Source organism: Phreatobacter aquaticus, from assembly GCF_005160265.1.
In the GTDB taxonomy this organism is placed as follows: Bacteria; Pseudomonadota; Alphaproteobacteria; order Rhizobiales; family Phreatobacteraceae; genus Phreatobacter; species Phreatobacter aquaticus.
This window is the reverse complement of record NZ_CP039865.1, coordinates 3,070,016-3,085,638: the sequence shown is the minus strand read 5'-3', so window position 1 is coordinate 3,085,638 and position 15,623 is coordinate 3,070,016. Positions and strand designations below refer to the sequence as shown.

Below are 15,623 nucleotides of genomic sequence, written 5' to 3'. Positions count from 1 at the left end.
CAGTTGCCGCCCCTATGGCGTCGACTGGAAAATGGTTCTGGCCAGAAAGTCTATGAAGACCTGCGCTTCGGGGCTGCGGTCCCGGCCCGGCGCCTCGATCGCCCAGGCCGGGAGTTCGCGGGTCTTGTAGCCGCGCAGCAAGGGCACCAGGCGCCCGGCCTTCAGATCGTCCTCGACGATGAACCGGGGCTGCTGAATGATTCCCAAGCCTGCCAGGGCGGCAGCGAGGAGTGCGTCGCCATTGTTGCTGGTGAGCCGACCGGTGACGCGAATCCGCTGCTCGGTGCCGCCCGGTCCCCGGAACACCCAGCCGCGACCCGGTTTGGCATAGGCATAGAGCAGGCAATCATGGGTCAGCAGGTCATTCGGCCGCTTGGGCGCGCCATTGCGGTCGATATAGGCGGGCGTCGCGCAGAGCACGGTCTCGACGAGCCCCAGTCGCGTTGAGGCCAGCTCTGCCGTCGGCTGGTCGCCCAGCCTGACCGCGAGATCGAACGCTTCGTCGATCAGATGCACCTGCCGGTCGAGCAGAACGACATCGATCCGCAATCGCGGATGGGCGGCCAGCAGATCCGGTAGCCGCGGTGCAATCTGGCGCCAACCGAAGGAGACGGGAACACTCACCCGCAATGTGCCGGCGACCTCGCCAGCGCCGCTGCCAGGCCGGGTGACCGCATCCCGATAATGATCGAGCACGGCGCGGGCCGTATCCCTGACCCTTGCGCCCGCCTCCGTCAGGGTCTGGCTGCGGGTGGTGCGGATGAGCAGCGGCTCGCCGATGCGCTCTTCAAGACCCCGGATCAGCCGGCTCACTGCCATCCGGCTGAGGCCCAGCGCGGTCGCAGCCGCGGCCTGGCTGCCGAGCTCGATCGTGGCGGCAAAGGCTTCCAGTTCGGCGAAACGATCCATGATTGATTGTAACCACAGCGGTATAATCTGCTCAAGGCATAGTTTATTGTAACACCAGATCAGCATTGCGATATCAGCGGCCTCACCGGAGGCACGACGCCATGACCGCCCAGACACCCCCTTCCCTGACCGACCGCCGCAAGGCTCTCACTGGCCTGCTGGCCGCACCGCTGCTGCTCGCAGCCGGCACTGCCGCCGCAGATCCCACACCCCTTGTCCCCTCGCCCGATGTGGAGAAGCGCAGCCTCGACGACATTCACAAGGCGGCCATGGCCGAAGGCGGCAAGCTGGTCGTCTATGCCGGTGGCGACATCCCCAACGCCTATGCCGGCATCGAGCGGGCCTTCATGGCGCGGTTCCCCGGCATGTCGATCCGCATGTTCGCCGATCTCAGCAAATATCACGATGCCCGCATCGATCTTCAGCTCGCACGCGGCCGACTGGAGGCCGATGTCGCCGTTCTGCAGACGCTTCACGATTTCGATCGCTGGAAGGCGCAGGGCCAGCTGCTGGCCTACAAGCCCGCCGACTGGAATGCCATCCAGGCGGAATACAAGGACCCGGACGGGGCCTATGCCGGCATCGGCATCATCGCCTTCAGCAACAGCTACAATACCGCGATGCTGACCGAGGCGAATGCCCCCCGCGATGCCATCGACTATCTCGATCCGAGCCTCAAGGGCCGGCTGGTCCTGACCTATCCTCACGACGACGATGCGGTGCTCTACCAGTTCGACCGGATCGTCCATGCCCATGGCTGGGACTATCTGGACAAGCTGATGGCGCAGGATGTGCTCTGGATCCGCGGTACGGTTCCCGCGCGCCTTGCTGTCGCCGAAGGCAAGAGGGCGGCGACCTTCACCGCATCGGGAACCTTTGCCAATGTTCCCAATGCGCCATCGCGCTTCATCCTGCCGCGCAATGACGTTTTCCAGTCCTGGGCGCAGACGGCAGCCATTCTGAAGGAAGCCGCGCACAAGGAGGCCGCCAAGCTGTTCATCAGCTGGATGGCCGCGCGCGACACGACGGTCGGCCGCACCGGCCAATGGTCGGTCCGGCGGGACGTCCCGGCAGCCGGCGACATGAAGCCGCTGGGCGACTACAATACCAGTCCGACGCGGTTCAAGGCCTTCATGAAGGATCGGGAACGGATCGAGATCCTCAAGACCCAGTTCGAGCATGTCATCGGCCCGGCCACCGGCCCCAACCCGACCGGACTGAAGGGCGTCTATCTCGTCCAGCCCTGATCGCGCGGGCCGCCGTCCCGCTTCGGACAATCCGAGCGCGGCGGCGGCCGCAACAGCCCTCCCCGGAACTCTGGCCAAGGTGTCCCCATGCGCTTGTTCAAACCGCCCAGCAGTGCGTTCCGCGCCGAACCGGTCTCGCCCGCGCGGCGGGGGTTCCTGGCTACCGCCTGTGCCTGCTGCGCGGTGTGGGCTCTGGACCCGAGCCCGGCCCTTGCCCAATCGCCCGAGGTCCTGCGCCACATCGCCGCCGCGCGCGAGGCGGCCGGCAGCGACCTCGTGTCCTATTTCGGCCTCAGCCAGATCGCCGTGCCAACGCCCGGTCAACGATCGGTGTCGCCGGACCAGTTGATGCGCATGCCGACGCCCCCGCCGGGGCGCGCCTTCGACAATCTCTATTTCGTCGGCAATCGCTGGGTCAGCGCCTGGGCGATCACGACGTCGGACGGCATCATCCTGATCGATGCCATGGACAATGACGACGAGGCCGAACACATCATCGATGCCGGGATGCGCAAGCTCGGCCTCGATCCCAAAGCTATCAAGATGGTCATCGTCACCCATGGCCATGGCGACCATTATGGCGGCGTCGGCTACCTCAAGCGGCAGTACAATCCGCAGATCGTCGCCAGCACGCTCGACTGGACGATGATGGAGACCAATCTTGAATTCGACCGGCCGGACTGGGGGCGCCCACCGCAGCGGGATGTGGCGGTGGATGACGGCGCCGTGCTGCGGCTCGGCGACACCGCCATCGATGTTCTGCTGACGCCTGGGCATACGATGGGAACGATTTCGCTTCTGTTCAACGCGAAGAGCGGCGGGTCGACCCATCGAGTCATGCTGTGGGGCGGTACCGCGTTCAATTTCGGCCGCCGGCCCGACCGCCTGACCAGGATCAATGCCTATATCGACGGAACAGAGCGGGCTCGCGAGATTGCCGCACGCCAGAATGTCGAGGTCTTCATCTCCAACCACAATATCTATGATCAGGCGGTGGAGAAGCTGGAGGCGCTCGGCAAGGGTGGACCGAATCCGTTCGTGCTCGGTTCAGCGACGACAGTGCGCGCGCTGACGGTGATGAACGAATGCGCCAAGGCCACAAGGGTGGTCTGGTCCAGCTAGTCTTCAGTCCGGCCCGACCGTTGCCACGGGCAGGCTGGAACGACTGGCGGAAGGTCAAGCATCACACGCAAAAAGGCCGCCCAGAGGGCGGCCTTTCGCATGCAGAAGGTGATGACGCTCAGTAGCGGGCGACGATGGCCGACGGGCCGGTCGAGAACAGGTAGTTCACGCCGAGACGAACCTTGTGCGTCTGCATGGACACGCCGGGAATGGCTGCAATCGTCCGGCTGCCGTAATTGGCGTAGAGATATTCGGCCCGCACGGTCCAGTTCGGCGTCAGCGCGTGTTCGACACCGGCGCCGACAGTCCAGCCGGCCCGCACCTGGGTCTGGGACGCCAGAACGATGTTGTTGGTGATGTCGGTCTGCGACACGCGCAGATCGGCGAAGGCCACACCGCCGGTCACATAGAGCAGGGTGCGGTCAACCGCGACACCGAGGCGGCCGCGGATCGAGGCGTCCCACGTGGTACGCCAGGCGAACTGCGCGGCGAAAGCGCCGAAATTGATCGGGGCGCCGCGGCGCTGGGCGCCGAAATAGCCGAGATCGCCTTCGATGCCGAGCACGATATTGTTGATCTGGTGGTTGTAGCCGATCTGGCCGCCGCCGACGAAGGCGGTGGCAGTGCCGGCCAGATTGCCGCCGGTCAGGGCCGAGAGATTGGTGTTCACCGAACCGAGGCCGACATTGAGACCGGCATAGAAGCCGGTCCAGCTGAACGACGGCGCGACGATGGCGGCCGGAACCGCGACGCGGCGCACACCGAGGTCGGCGGCAGAAGCGCCCGAAACGAGGGCGGTCGAGGCGAGGCAGGCGACGAGGAGCTTCTTCATGGTTGCGGATGCCTGTGATGCGACGGTCGTCAAAGCGACGGTCTCGGGGACGCCGGTCAGCGGCTGAACACAGGCTCCCGAATGCGCGCCGGATGTTTCTGGATTGTGTCGGAAAGGCGGCAGACGCCGTTCCCCAAAGTGAGTGTTGCCGAGACGCAACACGTTACGTTGCACGGAAGATCAACGCCGCCCGCCTGAACGCAAACGGCCGCCAAGAGGCGGCCGCATCGCAGGTGGTGGAGGGATGAGCCCTGCCCTATTCGACGTCGTCGGTATCGCCTTCCTTGGTGCCATAGGCCCGCATGGCGAGCGTCGCCTCCATGAAGCCGTCGAGATCGCCGTCGAGCACTTCGGACGGCACGCCCGAGGTCTTGCCGGTGCGCAGGTCCTTCACGAGCTGATAGGGCTGCAGCACGTAGGAGCGGATCTGGTGGCCCCAGCCGATATCGGTCTTGGCGGCGAAGTCGGCGGCTGCCGCCTCCTCGCGGATCTTCAATTCGCGCTCGTAGAGCTTGGCGCGCAGCATCTGCCAGGCGACGGCACGGTTGGCGTGCTGGGAGCGCGAGCCTTCCGACACGACCATGACGCCGGTCGGATTGTGGACGAGACGGACGGCCGATTCGGTCTTGTTGACGTGCTGGCCGCCGGCACCGCCGGAGCGCATCGTATCGATGCGGACATCACTCTCGTTGAGCTTGATGTCGATCTTGTCGTCGACGACGGGATAGACAGTGGCCGATGAGAACGACGTGTGGCGGCGGGCATTCGAATCGAAGGGCGAGATGCGCACCAGACGATGCACGCCGGCCTCGGTCTTCAGCCAGCCATAGGCATTGTGGCCCTTGATGAGCAGCGTCGCCGACTTCAAGCCCGCTTCTTCGCCGCGGCTCTCTTCCATCAGCTCGACCTTGTAGCCGCGCCGCTCCGCCCAGCGGGTGTACATGCGCAGCAGCATGAGCGCCCAGTCCTGGCTCTCTGTGCCGCCGGCGCCGGCATGGACTTCCAGATAGGTGTCGTTGGCGTCGGCCTCGCCCGAGAGCAGGGCCTCGAGCTGCAGGCGCGCGGCGCGGGTCTTCGTCGCGACCAGAGCGGCCGCAGCTTCATCGAGCGTGCCGGTGTCGCCCTCGGCCTCCGCCATTTCGGCGAGTTCGAGATTGTCGGCGAGATCGCGGCTGATCTCGGTCAGGGCGGTCATGCGGCTATCGAGCGCGGTGCGCTCCTGCATGACCTTCTGGGCCTTTTCCGGATCGTTCCAGAGGTCCTGGCTCTCGGCGAGAGCGTTCAGTTCGGCGAGGCGTTTCGTCGAGACATCCCAGTCAAAGATGCCTCCTCAGGAGTCCGACTGACTCCTTGATGGCCTCGGCGGTGGCGACGATGTCGGCACGCATGGCGCTGTCCTGCGGGGTTGCATGAAAAAGAGCGCGCACCCTAGTCAGGACGGGCGCCAAGTCAATGCGGCAGGCCGGGCAGCGCGGCTGATGCGATCCAGCCTGATGGCCGCCGCGGCCATGACCAGGGGAATCACCGGCAGGCCCAGGCTGTTGACGACAACCACGAGAACCGGGGCGCACCACAGCAGACAGACCAGGCCGAGATCGAGCACGGTGGGAGATGCGCGCGCTAGGACAAGCGCTGCGGCCGCAACCGGGATCATGTCGTAATTGAAGGCCTGCGGGCTGGCGACGAAGGTCGCGACGATCAGGACTGCCGCGCGCAAGGCGGGATCGCCGCCTTGGCGAAAGGCGCGCCAGGCAAGCACGCAGCCAAGGATGGTGAAAGGCGCCTGCGCCAGCATAGGGCCATGCCCCGGGCCGAACAGGATCAGCCCCGACATGAAGGCGGACGGCGCCATCCATCGAAAGGGGCCATCGCCAACCATCATCTGGGTCTGGGCCGGCACAGTCGACGCAAGGAAGGCCACCCATGCCTGCGGGCCGAACAGGATGGCCGACACAAGCACCATGCCCAGCCCGGTGAGCGCGGCTGTGGCGATCGGCCAATAGCGGCGGGCCGCGAGCAGGCCGACCGGCAGGAGGATCCCCAGCTGCGGCTTGAACCCCAGCAGGCCAAAGAGCACGCCCGCCAGGCGCGGGCGCGCATCGACCAGGGCGAGGCCCGCCAGCATGAGCGATGCGGATACGAAGCCGTTCTGGCCTAGCGTCACGTTGACGGCGGCCGCTGGCGACACCAGCAGGAGCGGTGCGGCCAACCCCTTGCCGAAGAACAGCCGCCCGGCGCCGAACAGGACGGTCAGGCCAACGAGGTTCCAGAGCAGATAGGCCGGCCAATAGGGCAGATAGCCGAGTGGCAGAACATTGATGAGCGCGGTCGGCGGGTAGGACCACATGTGGAAGCTGAGCGCCGGATCGACCAGGCGGTGCGCGGCCTCCATGAACCGCCCGGTATCGAAGATTTCGGCCACGTTGCCCTGACGCGCCATCTGCGCGGCGGTCCAGATGATCGCGAAATCGCGGCCGATCGCATAGATGCCGCCGGCGGCCATGATCCCGCGCCCGCTTGCCACCTGGAGGGCTGCGACCGACCAGGCGCCCAGGCCAAACAGGACCATCGCGAAGATGAGACGGCCGTCGATATTCCGGCCCGCCGCAAGCAGGCCACGGCTGCGACCGCCACGCAGCTGATCACCAGAATAAGAAGTGACCATTCATGCGATCCCCTGTCGTTACGGCACGTATTCCGAGACAGGTAGACTATAAATTACTGTCCAGTGATTCGATTTACTTATTTTATCTGCATATCAGATCGCAATACGCGCACAATTAGCCACCTCAATTTGCAATCTACTGTCGAGATGTCACACGACGTCAGCGCTCAGGCGGGCACCAGGGCCCGGAAATGCAAAACGCCCCGGACCCTTCCGGGTCCGAGGCGCTTTGGCAGTGTTCTTTCCGCAACCTCTCACGAGAGGATGGCGGTTGTTCCGGATCGCTCAGCGGCGAGCGGCACCCTTGGCCACGCGGAACTGCGCGTATTGCGCAACTTCCCGCATGATCTGGCGAGGACGATCGGCAGCAAGCGCCGCCTCTTCCTCGGCGCGCTTGGCGGCTTCCGCAGCCAGACGGACCTTTTCGGCCTCGGCGCGGGCAGCCTCTTCGGCGGCGATCACTTCAAGTTCCGCCCGGCGCTTGGCTTCGCGCTCAGCCTCGCGAGCGGCACGCGCCTCTGCGATGGCCCGACGCTCGGCTTCACGCTTCAGCGTCTCCGGATGGTCCGGCCCCGGCCGCGAACGGAATTTCTCGAGCAGGGCTTTCTTGGCTTCTTCCGCCTTGGCGCGGCGGTCGGCGAAATCGGCAGGCTGGAAGGACAAATTTATTCCTGGGTCGTTGAGGTGGACGGAGCGCCGCCCGGGGCAAAGCCGGCAGCCGGTGCGCGGCGGACGGGCTTGGCCTTCGGCTTCGGCGCGGCGATGAGACCTTCGCGCTGGGCCTGCTTGCGGGCGGCCTTGCGGGCGCGGCGCACAGCTTCAGCCTTCTCGCGGGTCTTGCGCTCGGAGGGCTTCTCATAAGCCGAGCGCTGCTTCATTTCGCGGAAAATACCTTCCCGCTGCATTTTCTTCTTCAGGACGCGGAGCGCCTGGTCGACGTTGTTGTCGCGAACGAGAACCTGCACAGGCCTCTCCTTACATATGGTCCAGGGAACGAGCCCGGCCTTCAGGAGGCCCGGACGTTCCGAAAAGATGCGGTAGGCGGCACCGCAGCGTTGCCGCCGTGGCCGAAACCAGACGATGCAGAAGCCTTGAACGGCCTGCTCCGGCAAAGGTTTCGATTGTCGACACGCGTACGACGAAACGCCGCACGGGACTGGCATGATCAGTCCGGAGAGCGCGTGACTAGACGACATCCCCAAAAAAGGCAACGAAATTCGTCGCGCCCCAAAGGCATATCACCTCACCGGTGCGGCTGGCCGGGTCGAAGGACGGCACCCACACAGCCAGGCTCTCTATACCTCATATCTTGCACCATCGTGAACGGCCCGGCGCGCGCCCTTCGGAAGCCCTGGCGAAGTGCGGCTCGATACCTCGCGACATGCGGTGGAAACCTCACCACCGCATGGACTTCGGCCATGCTCACGACATCTGCGCTGCTGCGCCCCCTGCTCGTCGCCCTCATATGCGGCCTCTCGGTCCCGGCCTTCGCCGGCGCCAGGCCCGACGTCTCGATTGCCGGTCGCTGGCGCGTGGTGGTCGCGGAGCGCGCGCCGTGGAATACGGCTCCGACGCTTGCGACCCCGCTCATGCGCTCGGGTCTCGTGTTTCGCGACGGGCGCCTCGAAGGACCGGCGCCGATCGCCTGTGCACCGGCCGATTTCGAGATCGCCATGGTGCCGGCCGAAGGGCTGTTCCAGGGAGCCTTGCCGGCCGACAGGGCGGTCGATCTCGGCGCAAGGCTTGGTGTTGTGGGCCCGGGCGAGACGGTCACATACCGAGTGACCTGTCCCAACGGCTCGTTCGACTTTCATCGGGCGACCGATTCGATCTCGCTGAAATTCGCGCTGGACGGCGTCGTCTACACCCTCAGGCAGCCCGAGCAGGATGACGGCAGCCGGCCGGACGCGGCCTTCGTCCAAGCCGCGCCGGCAGGATTCGATTGTGGCCGCGCACGCTCGACCGCCGAGCGGCTGATCTGCGCCGATGCCGACACGACCCGCCTCGACGGCGAGATGGCGGCGGCTTTCGGTCGGCTGCGCCTCGCATTGTCAGCCGAGGGCCGCGAGGCGCTGGTCGCAGCCCAGCGCGTTTTTCTCGGCTTCCGCGATCGGCAGTGCCGCACCGGCGGCGCCATGCCGCGCGGGGACGAGGAGCGCCGCCAGGCGATCCAGTGCCTCGGGGAGGTAACCGGCGCGCGCGCCGATCTGCTGAAGAGCCTGACGGTCCGTCGCATCGGCGACCTGATCATCGAGCCCCACCTGACGACCCGCTGGGAAACGCGCGCCAGCGACGGCAGCGAGGCTCGCTCGCTGCTGATGGACGATGTCGTCCCTGTCGCTTCCGGCCCTGGAGCCGACATGTTCAACCGTGTGTATCGCGCTGCGATCCCGACCGGCCGCCCGCTCGACGTCGCGCTCTATCGCCAGCGCATGCCGGATCTCGTGGGCACGCTGACCCGGACCTATGACATCTCGCTTGCCGATGGGCGGATGGTGAGCCTGGTGGTCACCGGGCATATCGAGACCGGCACGCGCGTGTCTCCTGACGTGAAGGCCGTGACAATCGACCGGGCCCGCGGCCGGCTGGCGAGCCTTGGCGACATTTTCCGGGTGGATGAGGCCTTCCGCGCCGCGATCCGCGAACGGATCGTCACTCAGGCGCGGGAGCGCAATCAATCGCCGGCCCGCGAGGATATGGACCGGCGCATCGCCGATGCCGGAAATTGGAGCTTCCAGGCCGACAAGGCCGTGCTGCTCAAGCCCTGGCTGGGGTCCGATCCGGAGGAACTGGAGATACCGGCGAACGAGCTGGTGCCGTTCCTTCGCCCGGATGGCCTCTGGCGCCCCAGGCGCTGAGACGTGTCAGCGGCGCCCGCCGCCGCGTGCCACCACCTGACGACCGAACAGGCTCGCCACCAGATCGACCAGCAGCAGGGCGCTCTTTCCCCTGTCGTCGAGGAAGGGATTGAGCTCGACCACGTCGAGCGACCCGACGAGACCGGAATCGTGCAGCATCTCCATGATGAGATGAGCCTCACGATAGGTCGCACCGCCCGGCACCGTCGTGCCGACGCCCGGTGCCAGGGAGGGGTCGAGAAAGTCGACGTCGAGACTGACATGGAGATGGCCGCCGGCTGCGGCCACCCGCTCGATCACGCGGGCCATCAGGACGGAGACGCCGAACTCGTCGATCAGCCGCATGTCGATGACGTCGATGCCGCGATCGGCCAGAAGCGCCCGTTCGTCGCGATCGACCGAGCGGATGCCGAACAGGGTCAGGTTCTCCGGTGCGAGCCTGGGCGCGGGCTTGTCGCCGAGCAGGTCCTCCAGCCCGGGCTCGCCGCAGAGGAACGCCGCCGACATCCCGTGCATGTTGCCTGATGGCGAGGTTGCCGGCGTGTTGAAATCGGCATGGGCATCCAGCCAGAGCACGAAAAGCGGGCGCCCGGCCTTCGCGCAATGGCGGGCCACGCCGGACACGGAGCCCATCGACAGCGAGTGGTCGCCGCCGAGCACGACAGGCAGTCCCCCCTGCCCCATCGCGGCCTCGGTCGCATCGGCAATGATGCGGGACCAGCCGGCGATGCGCTGATAGTGGCGCGCGCGGTCCATGCCCTCGGGTGCTGTGGGCAATGAGGGCGGAAGCATGAGATCGCCCCGATCGTCGACCCGGTGGCCGAGATCCGCGAGTGTCGCCACCAGTCGTGCCGTGCGCAAAGCGGCCGGCCCCATGATCGCACCAGCGGTGCCCGCGCCCTCCTCAACAGGGGCGCCGATTAGCACGATGGATTGGTCGGACCGCGTGACGGTCATGGCCTATGGCTCCTGCGCGCCGGCTTAGGCGTCCGGCCGCCGCTGAATAGCATCTTTTCCGGTGGATTGCGGTTTGCCCGACCTGTTCACGCTCTGTCCGATGGGCCTAGTTTTTGTGGCAGGGACACGCGCGCCGGCCACCGACACTCCCTTCAAGGCGCGCCGGGGAGCATGATCATGGCTGACGGCTATTTTCCGAAATGGACCGAGAAGACGTCGGGCGTGGTCCTGCCCGACGAGCGGCTGCCGCTTGGACAGACGGTCGTCATCGGTGTGCAGCACGTGGTCGCGATGTTCGGCGCGACCGTGCTGGCGCCGATCCTGATGGGGTTCGACCCCAATGTCTCGATCCTGTTCTCGGGCGTGGCCACGCTGATCTTCTTCGTGGTGACGGGCGGCCGCGTGCCGAGCTATCTCGGCTCGTCCTTCGCCTTCATCGGCCCGGTTCTGGCAGCCATTGCCGGCGGTGCCGCGGCGGGTGCAGCCCCCAATATCGGTGTGGCGCTCGGCGGCATCATCGCTGCCGGCGCGCTCTATACCGCCATCGGTGTTGTGGTGATGGTCATCGGCCATGACTGGGTGGAAAAGGTCATGCCGCCGGTTGTCACCGGCGCGATCGTCGCGGCCATCGGCCTCGTGCTCGCGCCCATCGCCATCGGCATGGCGTCCGGCACCGGGCCGCAGAATGCCGATGGCTCGGGCTTCTCGCGCTGGATCGCACTGATCACGGTGGTGGCAGTTGGTGCCTCGGCCGTCTATGCGCCCGGCCTCTGGCGCCGCCTGCCGATCCTGATCGGTGCGGTGATCGGCTATGTCGTCTATCTCGTCGCGGCGAACGGCCTTGGCTTCGGTCCGCCGATCGACTTCTCGAAAGTGGGCGCCGCCGCCCTCTTCGGCATGCCCAACTTCTCATCCCCGGTGTTCGATGCCCGGGCCATGGTGCTGATCGCGCCAGTCGCGATCATCCTGGTTGCCGAGAACCTTGGCCACCTCAAGGGGATCGCGGCCATGACCGGCCGCAATCTCGACCCCTATATCGGCCGCGCCTTCGTCGGAGATGGTCTCGCCACCATGCTGTCGGGCTCATTCGGCGGCACCGGCGTCACTACCTATGCCGAGAACATGGGCGTGATGGCGGTCACCAAGATCTTCTCCACGCTGATGTTCGTGGCAGCCGCCCTGATCGCCATCCTGCTCGGCTTCTCGCCGAAATTCGGCGCGCTGATCCTGACCATTCCGGTGCCGGTGCTGGGCGGCCTTGCCATCGTCGTGTTCGGCCTGATCGCAGCCACGGCTGGCCGCATCTGGGTGGAGAACAAGGTCGATTTCTCCAATCCGCGCAACCTGATCACGGTCGCCGTCGCGCTCGTGCTCGGCGCCGGCAATTTCAAGCTGACGCTCGCCGGCTTCACGCTGGACGGGATCGGCACCGCCACCTTCGGCGCGATCATCCTCTATCACCTGCTGCGCGACCCGCCGGCGGATTGAGCCGACACAGGCACACAAAAGGAAAAGGCGGCCTCGCAGGGCCGCCTTTTTTTGTTCCGAGGGCTGCCGGCCGCTCAGTAGCGGGCGACGACAGCCGAGGAGCCAGTGTTGAACAGGTAATTCACGCCGACGCGGACGATATTGCCATTGCTGCGGATGTCGAAGGGACTGATCCCGCCATTGTTCATCACGACACGCTTCGAGCCGAGGTCGTAGTAGAGATACTCGGCCTTGATCGACCAGTTCTGAGCCACGGCATATTCGATACCGGCGCCGACGGTCCAGCCGATCTGCGCGCCCGTGGAACTGGTCCGGAACGCGGCGAAGGACGGCACGAAGGAATTGACATTCGCGGCGATGGCGCCGCCCGTCACGTAGAACAGGGCGCGATCGGCCGCGACGCCCAGACGCCCACGCAGCGTGCCCGCCAGTCCGCCGCGGGTCGTGATGAACGTGTCGAGGCCACCGGCATTGTAGAGCCCAGTGCCGCGGGTCCCGAGATAGCCGAGGTCTGCTTCGAAGCCAGCCACGATCCTGCCGGACTGCCAGTTGTAGCCGGCCTGCGCGCCACCGGTGAAGCCGTTGGCCGAGGTCGAGAAGCGACCGCCGAGGATGTACCACGGTGTGCCGTTGATATCGCCGAGATCCCGCGCGGCGGTGCGCCCGAAGGCGTAGCCGGCATTGAGGCCGAAATAGAAACCGGCCCAGGAAAAGGCGGGCGCAGCAATCGCACTGGCGATCGGCATGCGCGGCTGACCGAGGTCGGCGGCGCGGGCGCCTGCGGTCAGGGCGCCGAGGGCAATGGATGCCGCAAGGAGCGTACGAAGGGTCATGGTCGGTCCTCGAAGGTCGACAGCCGCGGCAAGCGGCCTCTTCGGAACGAGGCATGACAGGAAGGCAGGTAGAGCGCGAGGATTTTCTGATTGACTCTCAGCTACTTACGCGCCGCGTAAAGCTATTTCACAGTCTCTGTGCGGTAAAACAGCCACACATCCCGTGGCGCGTCAATCGTCCGCCGGGCTCAATAGAGCCCGCCGGTTCCGGTCGAGATCGCGCGGTTCGATTCCGATGATGGCCCACGCCCACCCGCTCGCGGCCCGTTGGCGTTGGCGGCATCGAACGGGTTGATCAGCTGATAGCTGTCGGGCGGCGCCGTGCCGGGCTTAAAGGCCTCGAGAATGGCGCCGGTCCCGCCTGCACCGGCGCGAAGGCCGGAGCGCGGATCGATGCGGATCAGCTTGATGCCGGTCGGCACGCGGAACGGAATGGCCGGACGGTCCGCGAGCGCCACGCGCATGAAGTCGCGGAACACCGGCGCCGACAGGCCACCACCCGTTCCGCCGCCGCCCATGGGCTTCGGCGTGTCGTAGCCGATATAGATGCCGACCGCGAGATCGGGCGAGAAGCCGACGAACCAGGCGTCCTTTTCCTCGTTCGAGGTACCCGTCTTGCCGGCGATCGGCTTGTTCAGCTCGCGGATGGCGACGCCGGTGCCGCGCAGCACCACGCCTTCCATCATCGAGGTGATCTGGTAGGCGGTCATCGGATCGAGCACCTGCTCGCGGCGGTCGATCAGGATCGGCTCGTCCTGGTTCGCCCAGCGCTCGGCAGTGCAACCCTGGCACTGGCGATCGTCGTGGCGGAAGATCGTCTGGCCCGTACGGTCCTGGATGCGGTCGATCAGGGTCGAGCGGATGCGGCGGCCGCCATTGGCGAACATGGAATATGCGGTGACCATGCGCATGAGCGTGGTTTCACCGGCACCCAGCGCGTAGGACAGAAGCGCCGGCATGTCGTCATAGACGCCGAAGCGCTTGGCATATTCGGCGACCAGCGGCATGCCGACGTCGTTGGCGAGACGCACGGTCATGACGTTACGCGACCGCTCGATGCCGAACCGCAGGGTCTGCGGGCCATAGAATTGGCCGGAATAGTTTTCCGGGCGCCAGACCGAGCCGTCGGGCTGGGCGAGTTCGAAGGGCGCGTCCATCACGACAGTGGAAGGCGTGTAGCCATTGTCGAGGGCCGCGGCATAGACGAAGGGCTTGAACGACGAACCCGGCTGGCGGCGCGCCTGCGTGGCGCGGTTGAACTGGCTCTGGTCGAAGGAGAAGCCGCCGACCATGGCCAGCACGCGGCCGGTATAGGGGTCCATGGCGACGAGACCGCCGGAGACCTCGGGGATCTGGCGCAGGCGGAACTGGCCGTCACGCCCGGTGATCGGCTCGACATAGACGACATCGCCGGGATTGAGCAGGCGGCCCATGGCGCGGCGGGTCCAGCGCGCGCCCTCAGCGGTGATCAGGCCGATGGTCCTCGCCGACGACACCTGGCCGGACTGTTCGCGGCCGGGCTGCAGACCGATGCGGGCGGTCTCGCCCTGAACGTCGATGACGACGGCGAGCTTCCAGCCGGTATCGTTGAAGGAACGCATGTCGGCGAGCTTGACGCCCCAGTCGCCGCGCATGTCCTCGATCTTGGTCACGGGCCCGCGCCAGCCGCGCGCCTCGTCATAGCGGATCAAACCCTGAGCGAGCGTCGCGCGGGCGGCGACCTGCAAGCGCGGGTCGAGCGTGGTACGGATCGAGAGGCCGCCCTCCATCAGCTTCTTCTCGCCGAAGCGGTCGGTCATCTCGCGACGGACCTCTTCGGAGAAATAGTCGGCGGCGAAGGTCTGCTGGCGTGGCGAGCGCGGGTTGACGGTCAGCGGCGTGCGCCGCGCCTCTTCGCCCTGGGCCGCGGTGATGTGGCCGTCCTCGACCATGCGCGAGATGACGTAGTTGCGCCGCTCGATGGCGCGATCGCGGTTGCGGAACGGATGAAGCTGGGTCGGGCTTTTCGGCAAGGCTGCCAGATAGGCGGCCTCAGGAATCGTCAGTTCGTGCACCGACTTGTCGAAATAGACGAGAGCGGCGGCGGCGACCCCATAGGCGCCATAGCCCGGGATGACGAAGCCGAGATAGATCTCGTTCAGATAGAGCTCGAGAATCTGGTCCTTGGTGAAGGCCGATTCCATGCGCATGGCGATCAGCGCCTCGCGCACCTTGCGGTCGACGGTCTGTTCGCCGGTGAGCAGGAAGTTCTTGGCGACCTGCTGGGTGATGGTGGACGCGCCCTGCGGCCGGCGGTTGGAGCCGCGGTTCTGGAAATTGGTCAGCGCGGCGCGGGCGATGCCGGTGAAGTCGATGCCGTTGTGGGTGTAGAAATTCTTGTCTTCGGCAGCAAGAAACGCCTGGACGACCAGCTTCGGCACCGCCTGGATCGGCAGATAGAGTCGCCGCTCGCGGGCATATTCCGCCATCAGCTGCCCATCGGCCGCGTGGACGCGGCTCATGATCGGTGGCTCGTAGTTGCGGAGCGTGGTGTAGTCGGGAAGCTCCTTGGTAACGGCAATGATGTACAGCGCCACGCCGGCAGCGCCCAGCAGGAACGCTACCGTGCCGAGGCCGAAGGCCCAGCCGAAGAATCGGAGAATGAACTTCATCCGGTCGTCCCGCGCCCGAGGGCTGCGCCTTTCGTGCCCCAAATCCTGTCGCCGCCCACGG

Annotated in this window: 13 protein-coding genes; 4 read left to right on the top strand and 9 right to left on the bottom strand. The window is 66.2% G+C overall.

What is annotated here, in order from left to right; genetic code table 11:
• Window positions 1-12 precede the first annotated feature (12 nt).
• Window positions 13-975 carry a LysR family transcriptional regulator gene (locus tag E8L99_RS14460; RefSeq protein WP_137100203.1) on the bottom strand — a complete coding sequence of 321 codons (963 nt, stop codon included), beginning with the start codon at window positions 973-975 and terminating at the stop codon, window positions 13-15.
• 35 nt (window positions 976-1,010) lie between these two features.
• Between E8L99_RS14460 and E8L99_RS14455 the strand changes: the two genes are divergently transcribed.
• Window positions 1,011-2,156 carry an ABC transporter substrate-binding protein gene (locus E8L99_RS14455; RefSeq protein ID WP_137100202.1) on the top strand — a complete coding sequence of 382 codons (1,146 nt, stop codon included), beginning with the start codon at window positions 1,011-1,013 and terminating at the stop codon, window positions 2,154-2,156.
• A gap of 87 nt (window positions 2,157-2,243) precedes the next feature.
• Window positions 2,244-3,278 carry an MBL fold metallo-hydrolase gene (locus E8L99_RS14450; protein ID WP_137100201.1) on the top strand — a complete coding sequence of 345 codons (1,035 nt, stop codon included), beginning with the start codon at window positions 2,244-2,246 and terminating at the stop codon, window positions 3,276-3,278.
• Window positions 3,279-3,396: 118 nt separating this feature from the next.
• Here the strand turns inward: E8L99_RS14450 and E8L99_RS14445 are convergent, their stop codons facing one another.
• From E8L99_RS14445 to rpsU, 5 genes are all read right to left on the bottom strand, one after another.
• The gene (locus E8L99_RS14445) at window positions 3,397-4,110 is read right to left on the bottom strand and encodes an outer membrane protein (protein WP_137100200.1); all 714 of its coding nucleotides are present in this window, start codon (window positions 4,108-4,110) and stop codon (window positions 3,397-3,399) included.
• A gap of 256 nt (window positions 4,111-4,366) precedes the next feature.
• Window positions 4,367-5,498 (bottom strand): peptide chain release factor 2 gene (gene prfB / locus E8L99_RS14440; RefSeq protein WP_137100199.1). Its coding sequence is split into 2 segments (ribosomal slippage): window positions 4,367-5,428 and window positions 5,430-5,498, totalling 1,131 coding nucleotides; the frame shifts between segments, so codons are not numbered across the junction.
• Between the two features lie 44 nt (window positions 5,499-5,542).
• Window positions 5,543-6,775, bottom strand: coding sequence for a glycosyltransferase family 87 protein (locus E8L99_RS14435; RefSeq protein WP_137100198.1), 1,233 nt, complete (start codon window positions 6,773-6,775; stop codon window positions 5,543-5,545).
• 285 nt (window positions 6,776-7,060) lie between these two features.
• Window positions 7,061-7,438 carry a DUF6481 family protein gene (locus E8L99_RS14430; RefSeq protein WP_137100197.1) on the bottom strand — a complete coding sequence of 126 codons (378 nt, stop codon included), beginning with the start codon at window positions 7,436-7,438 and terminating at the stop codon, window positions 7,061-7,063.
• Window positions 7,439-7,440: 2 nt separating this feature from the next.
• On the bottom strand, window positions 7,441-7,740 hold the full coding sequence (gene rpsU, locus E8L99_RS14425; RefSeq protein ID WP_137100196.1) for a 30S ribosomal protein S21: 300 nt from the start codon (window positions 7,738-7,740) through the stop codon (window positions 7,441-7,443).
• Window positions 7,741-8,193: 453 nt separating this feature from the next.
• Between rpsU and E8L99_RS14420 the strand changes: the two genes are divergently transcribed.
• Window positions 8,194-9,633 carry a lysozyme inhibitor LprI family protein gene (locus E8L99_RS14420; RefSeq protein WP_137100195.1) on the top strand — a complete coding sequence of 480 codons (1,440 nt, stop codon included), beginning with the start codon at window positions 8,194-8,196 and terminating at the stop codon, window positions 9,631-9,633.
• Between the two features lie 6 nt (window positions 9,634-9,639).
• Here the strand turns inward: E8L99_RS14420 and rocF are convergent, their stop codons facing one another.
• On the bottom strand, window positions 9,640-10,590 hold the full coding sequence (rocF, locus tag E8L99_RS14415) for an arginase (protein WP_137100194.1): 951 nt from the start codon (window positions 10,588-10,590) through the stop codon (window positions 9,640-9,642).
• 177 nt (window positions 10,591-10,767) lie between these two features.
• Here rocF and E8L99_RS14410 point away from each other — a divergent pair, with 177 nt between their 5' ends.
• Window positions 10,768-12,078 (top strand): solute carrier family 23 protein, encoded by a 1,311-nt coding sequence (locus tag E8L99_RS14410; protein WP_137100193.1) that lies wholly within the window; start codon window positions 10,768-10,770, stop codon window positions 12,076-12,078.
• A gap of 74 nt (window positions 12,079-12,152) precedes the next feature.
• On the opposite strand, the gene E8L99_RS14405 is transcribed toward E8L99_RS14410, so the two are convergent.
• The gene (locus E8L99_RS14405) at window positions 12,153-12,911 is read right to left on the bottom strand and encodes an outer membrane protein (protein ID WP_137100192.1); all 759 of its coding nucleotides are present in this window, start codon (window positions 12,909-12,911) and stop codon (window positions 12,153-12,155) included.
• A gap of 188 nt (window positions 12,912-13,099) precedes the next feature.
• The gene (locus E8L99_RS14400; RefSeq protein ID WP_137100191.1) at window positions 13,100-15,562 is read right to left on the bottom strand and encodes a penicillin-binding protein 1A; all 2,463 of its coding nucleotides are present in this window, start codon (window positions 15,560-15,562) and stop codon (window positions 13,100-13,102) included.
• Window positions 15,563-15,623: the final 61 nt, after the last annotated feature.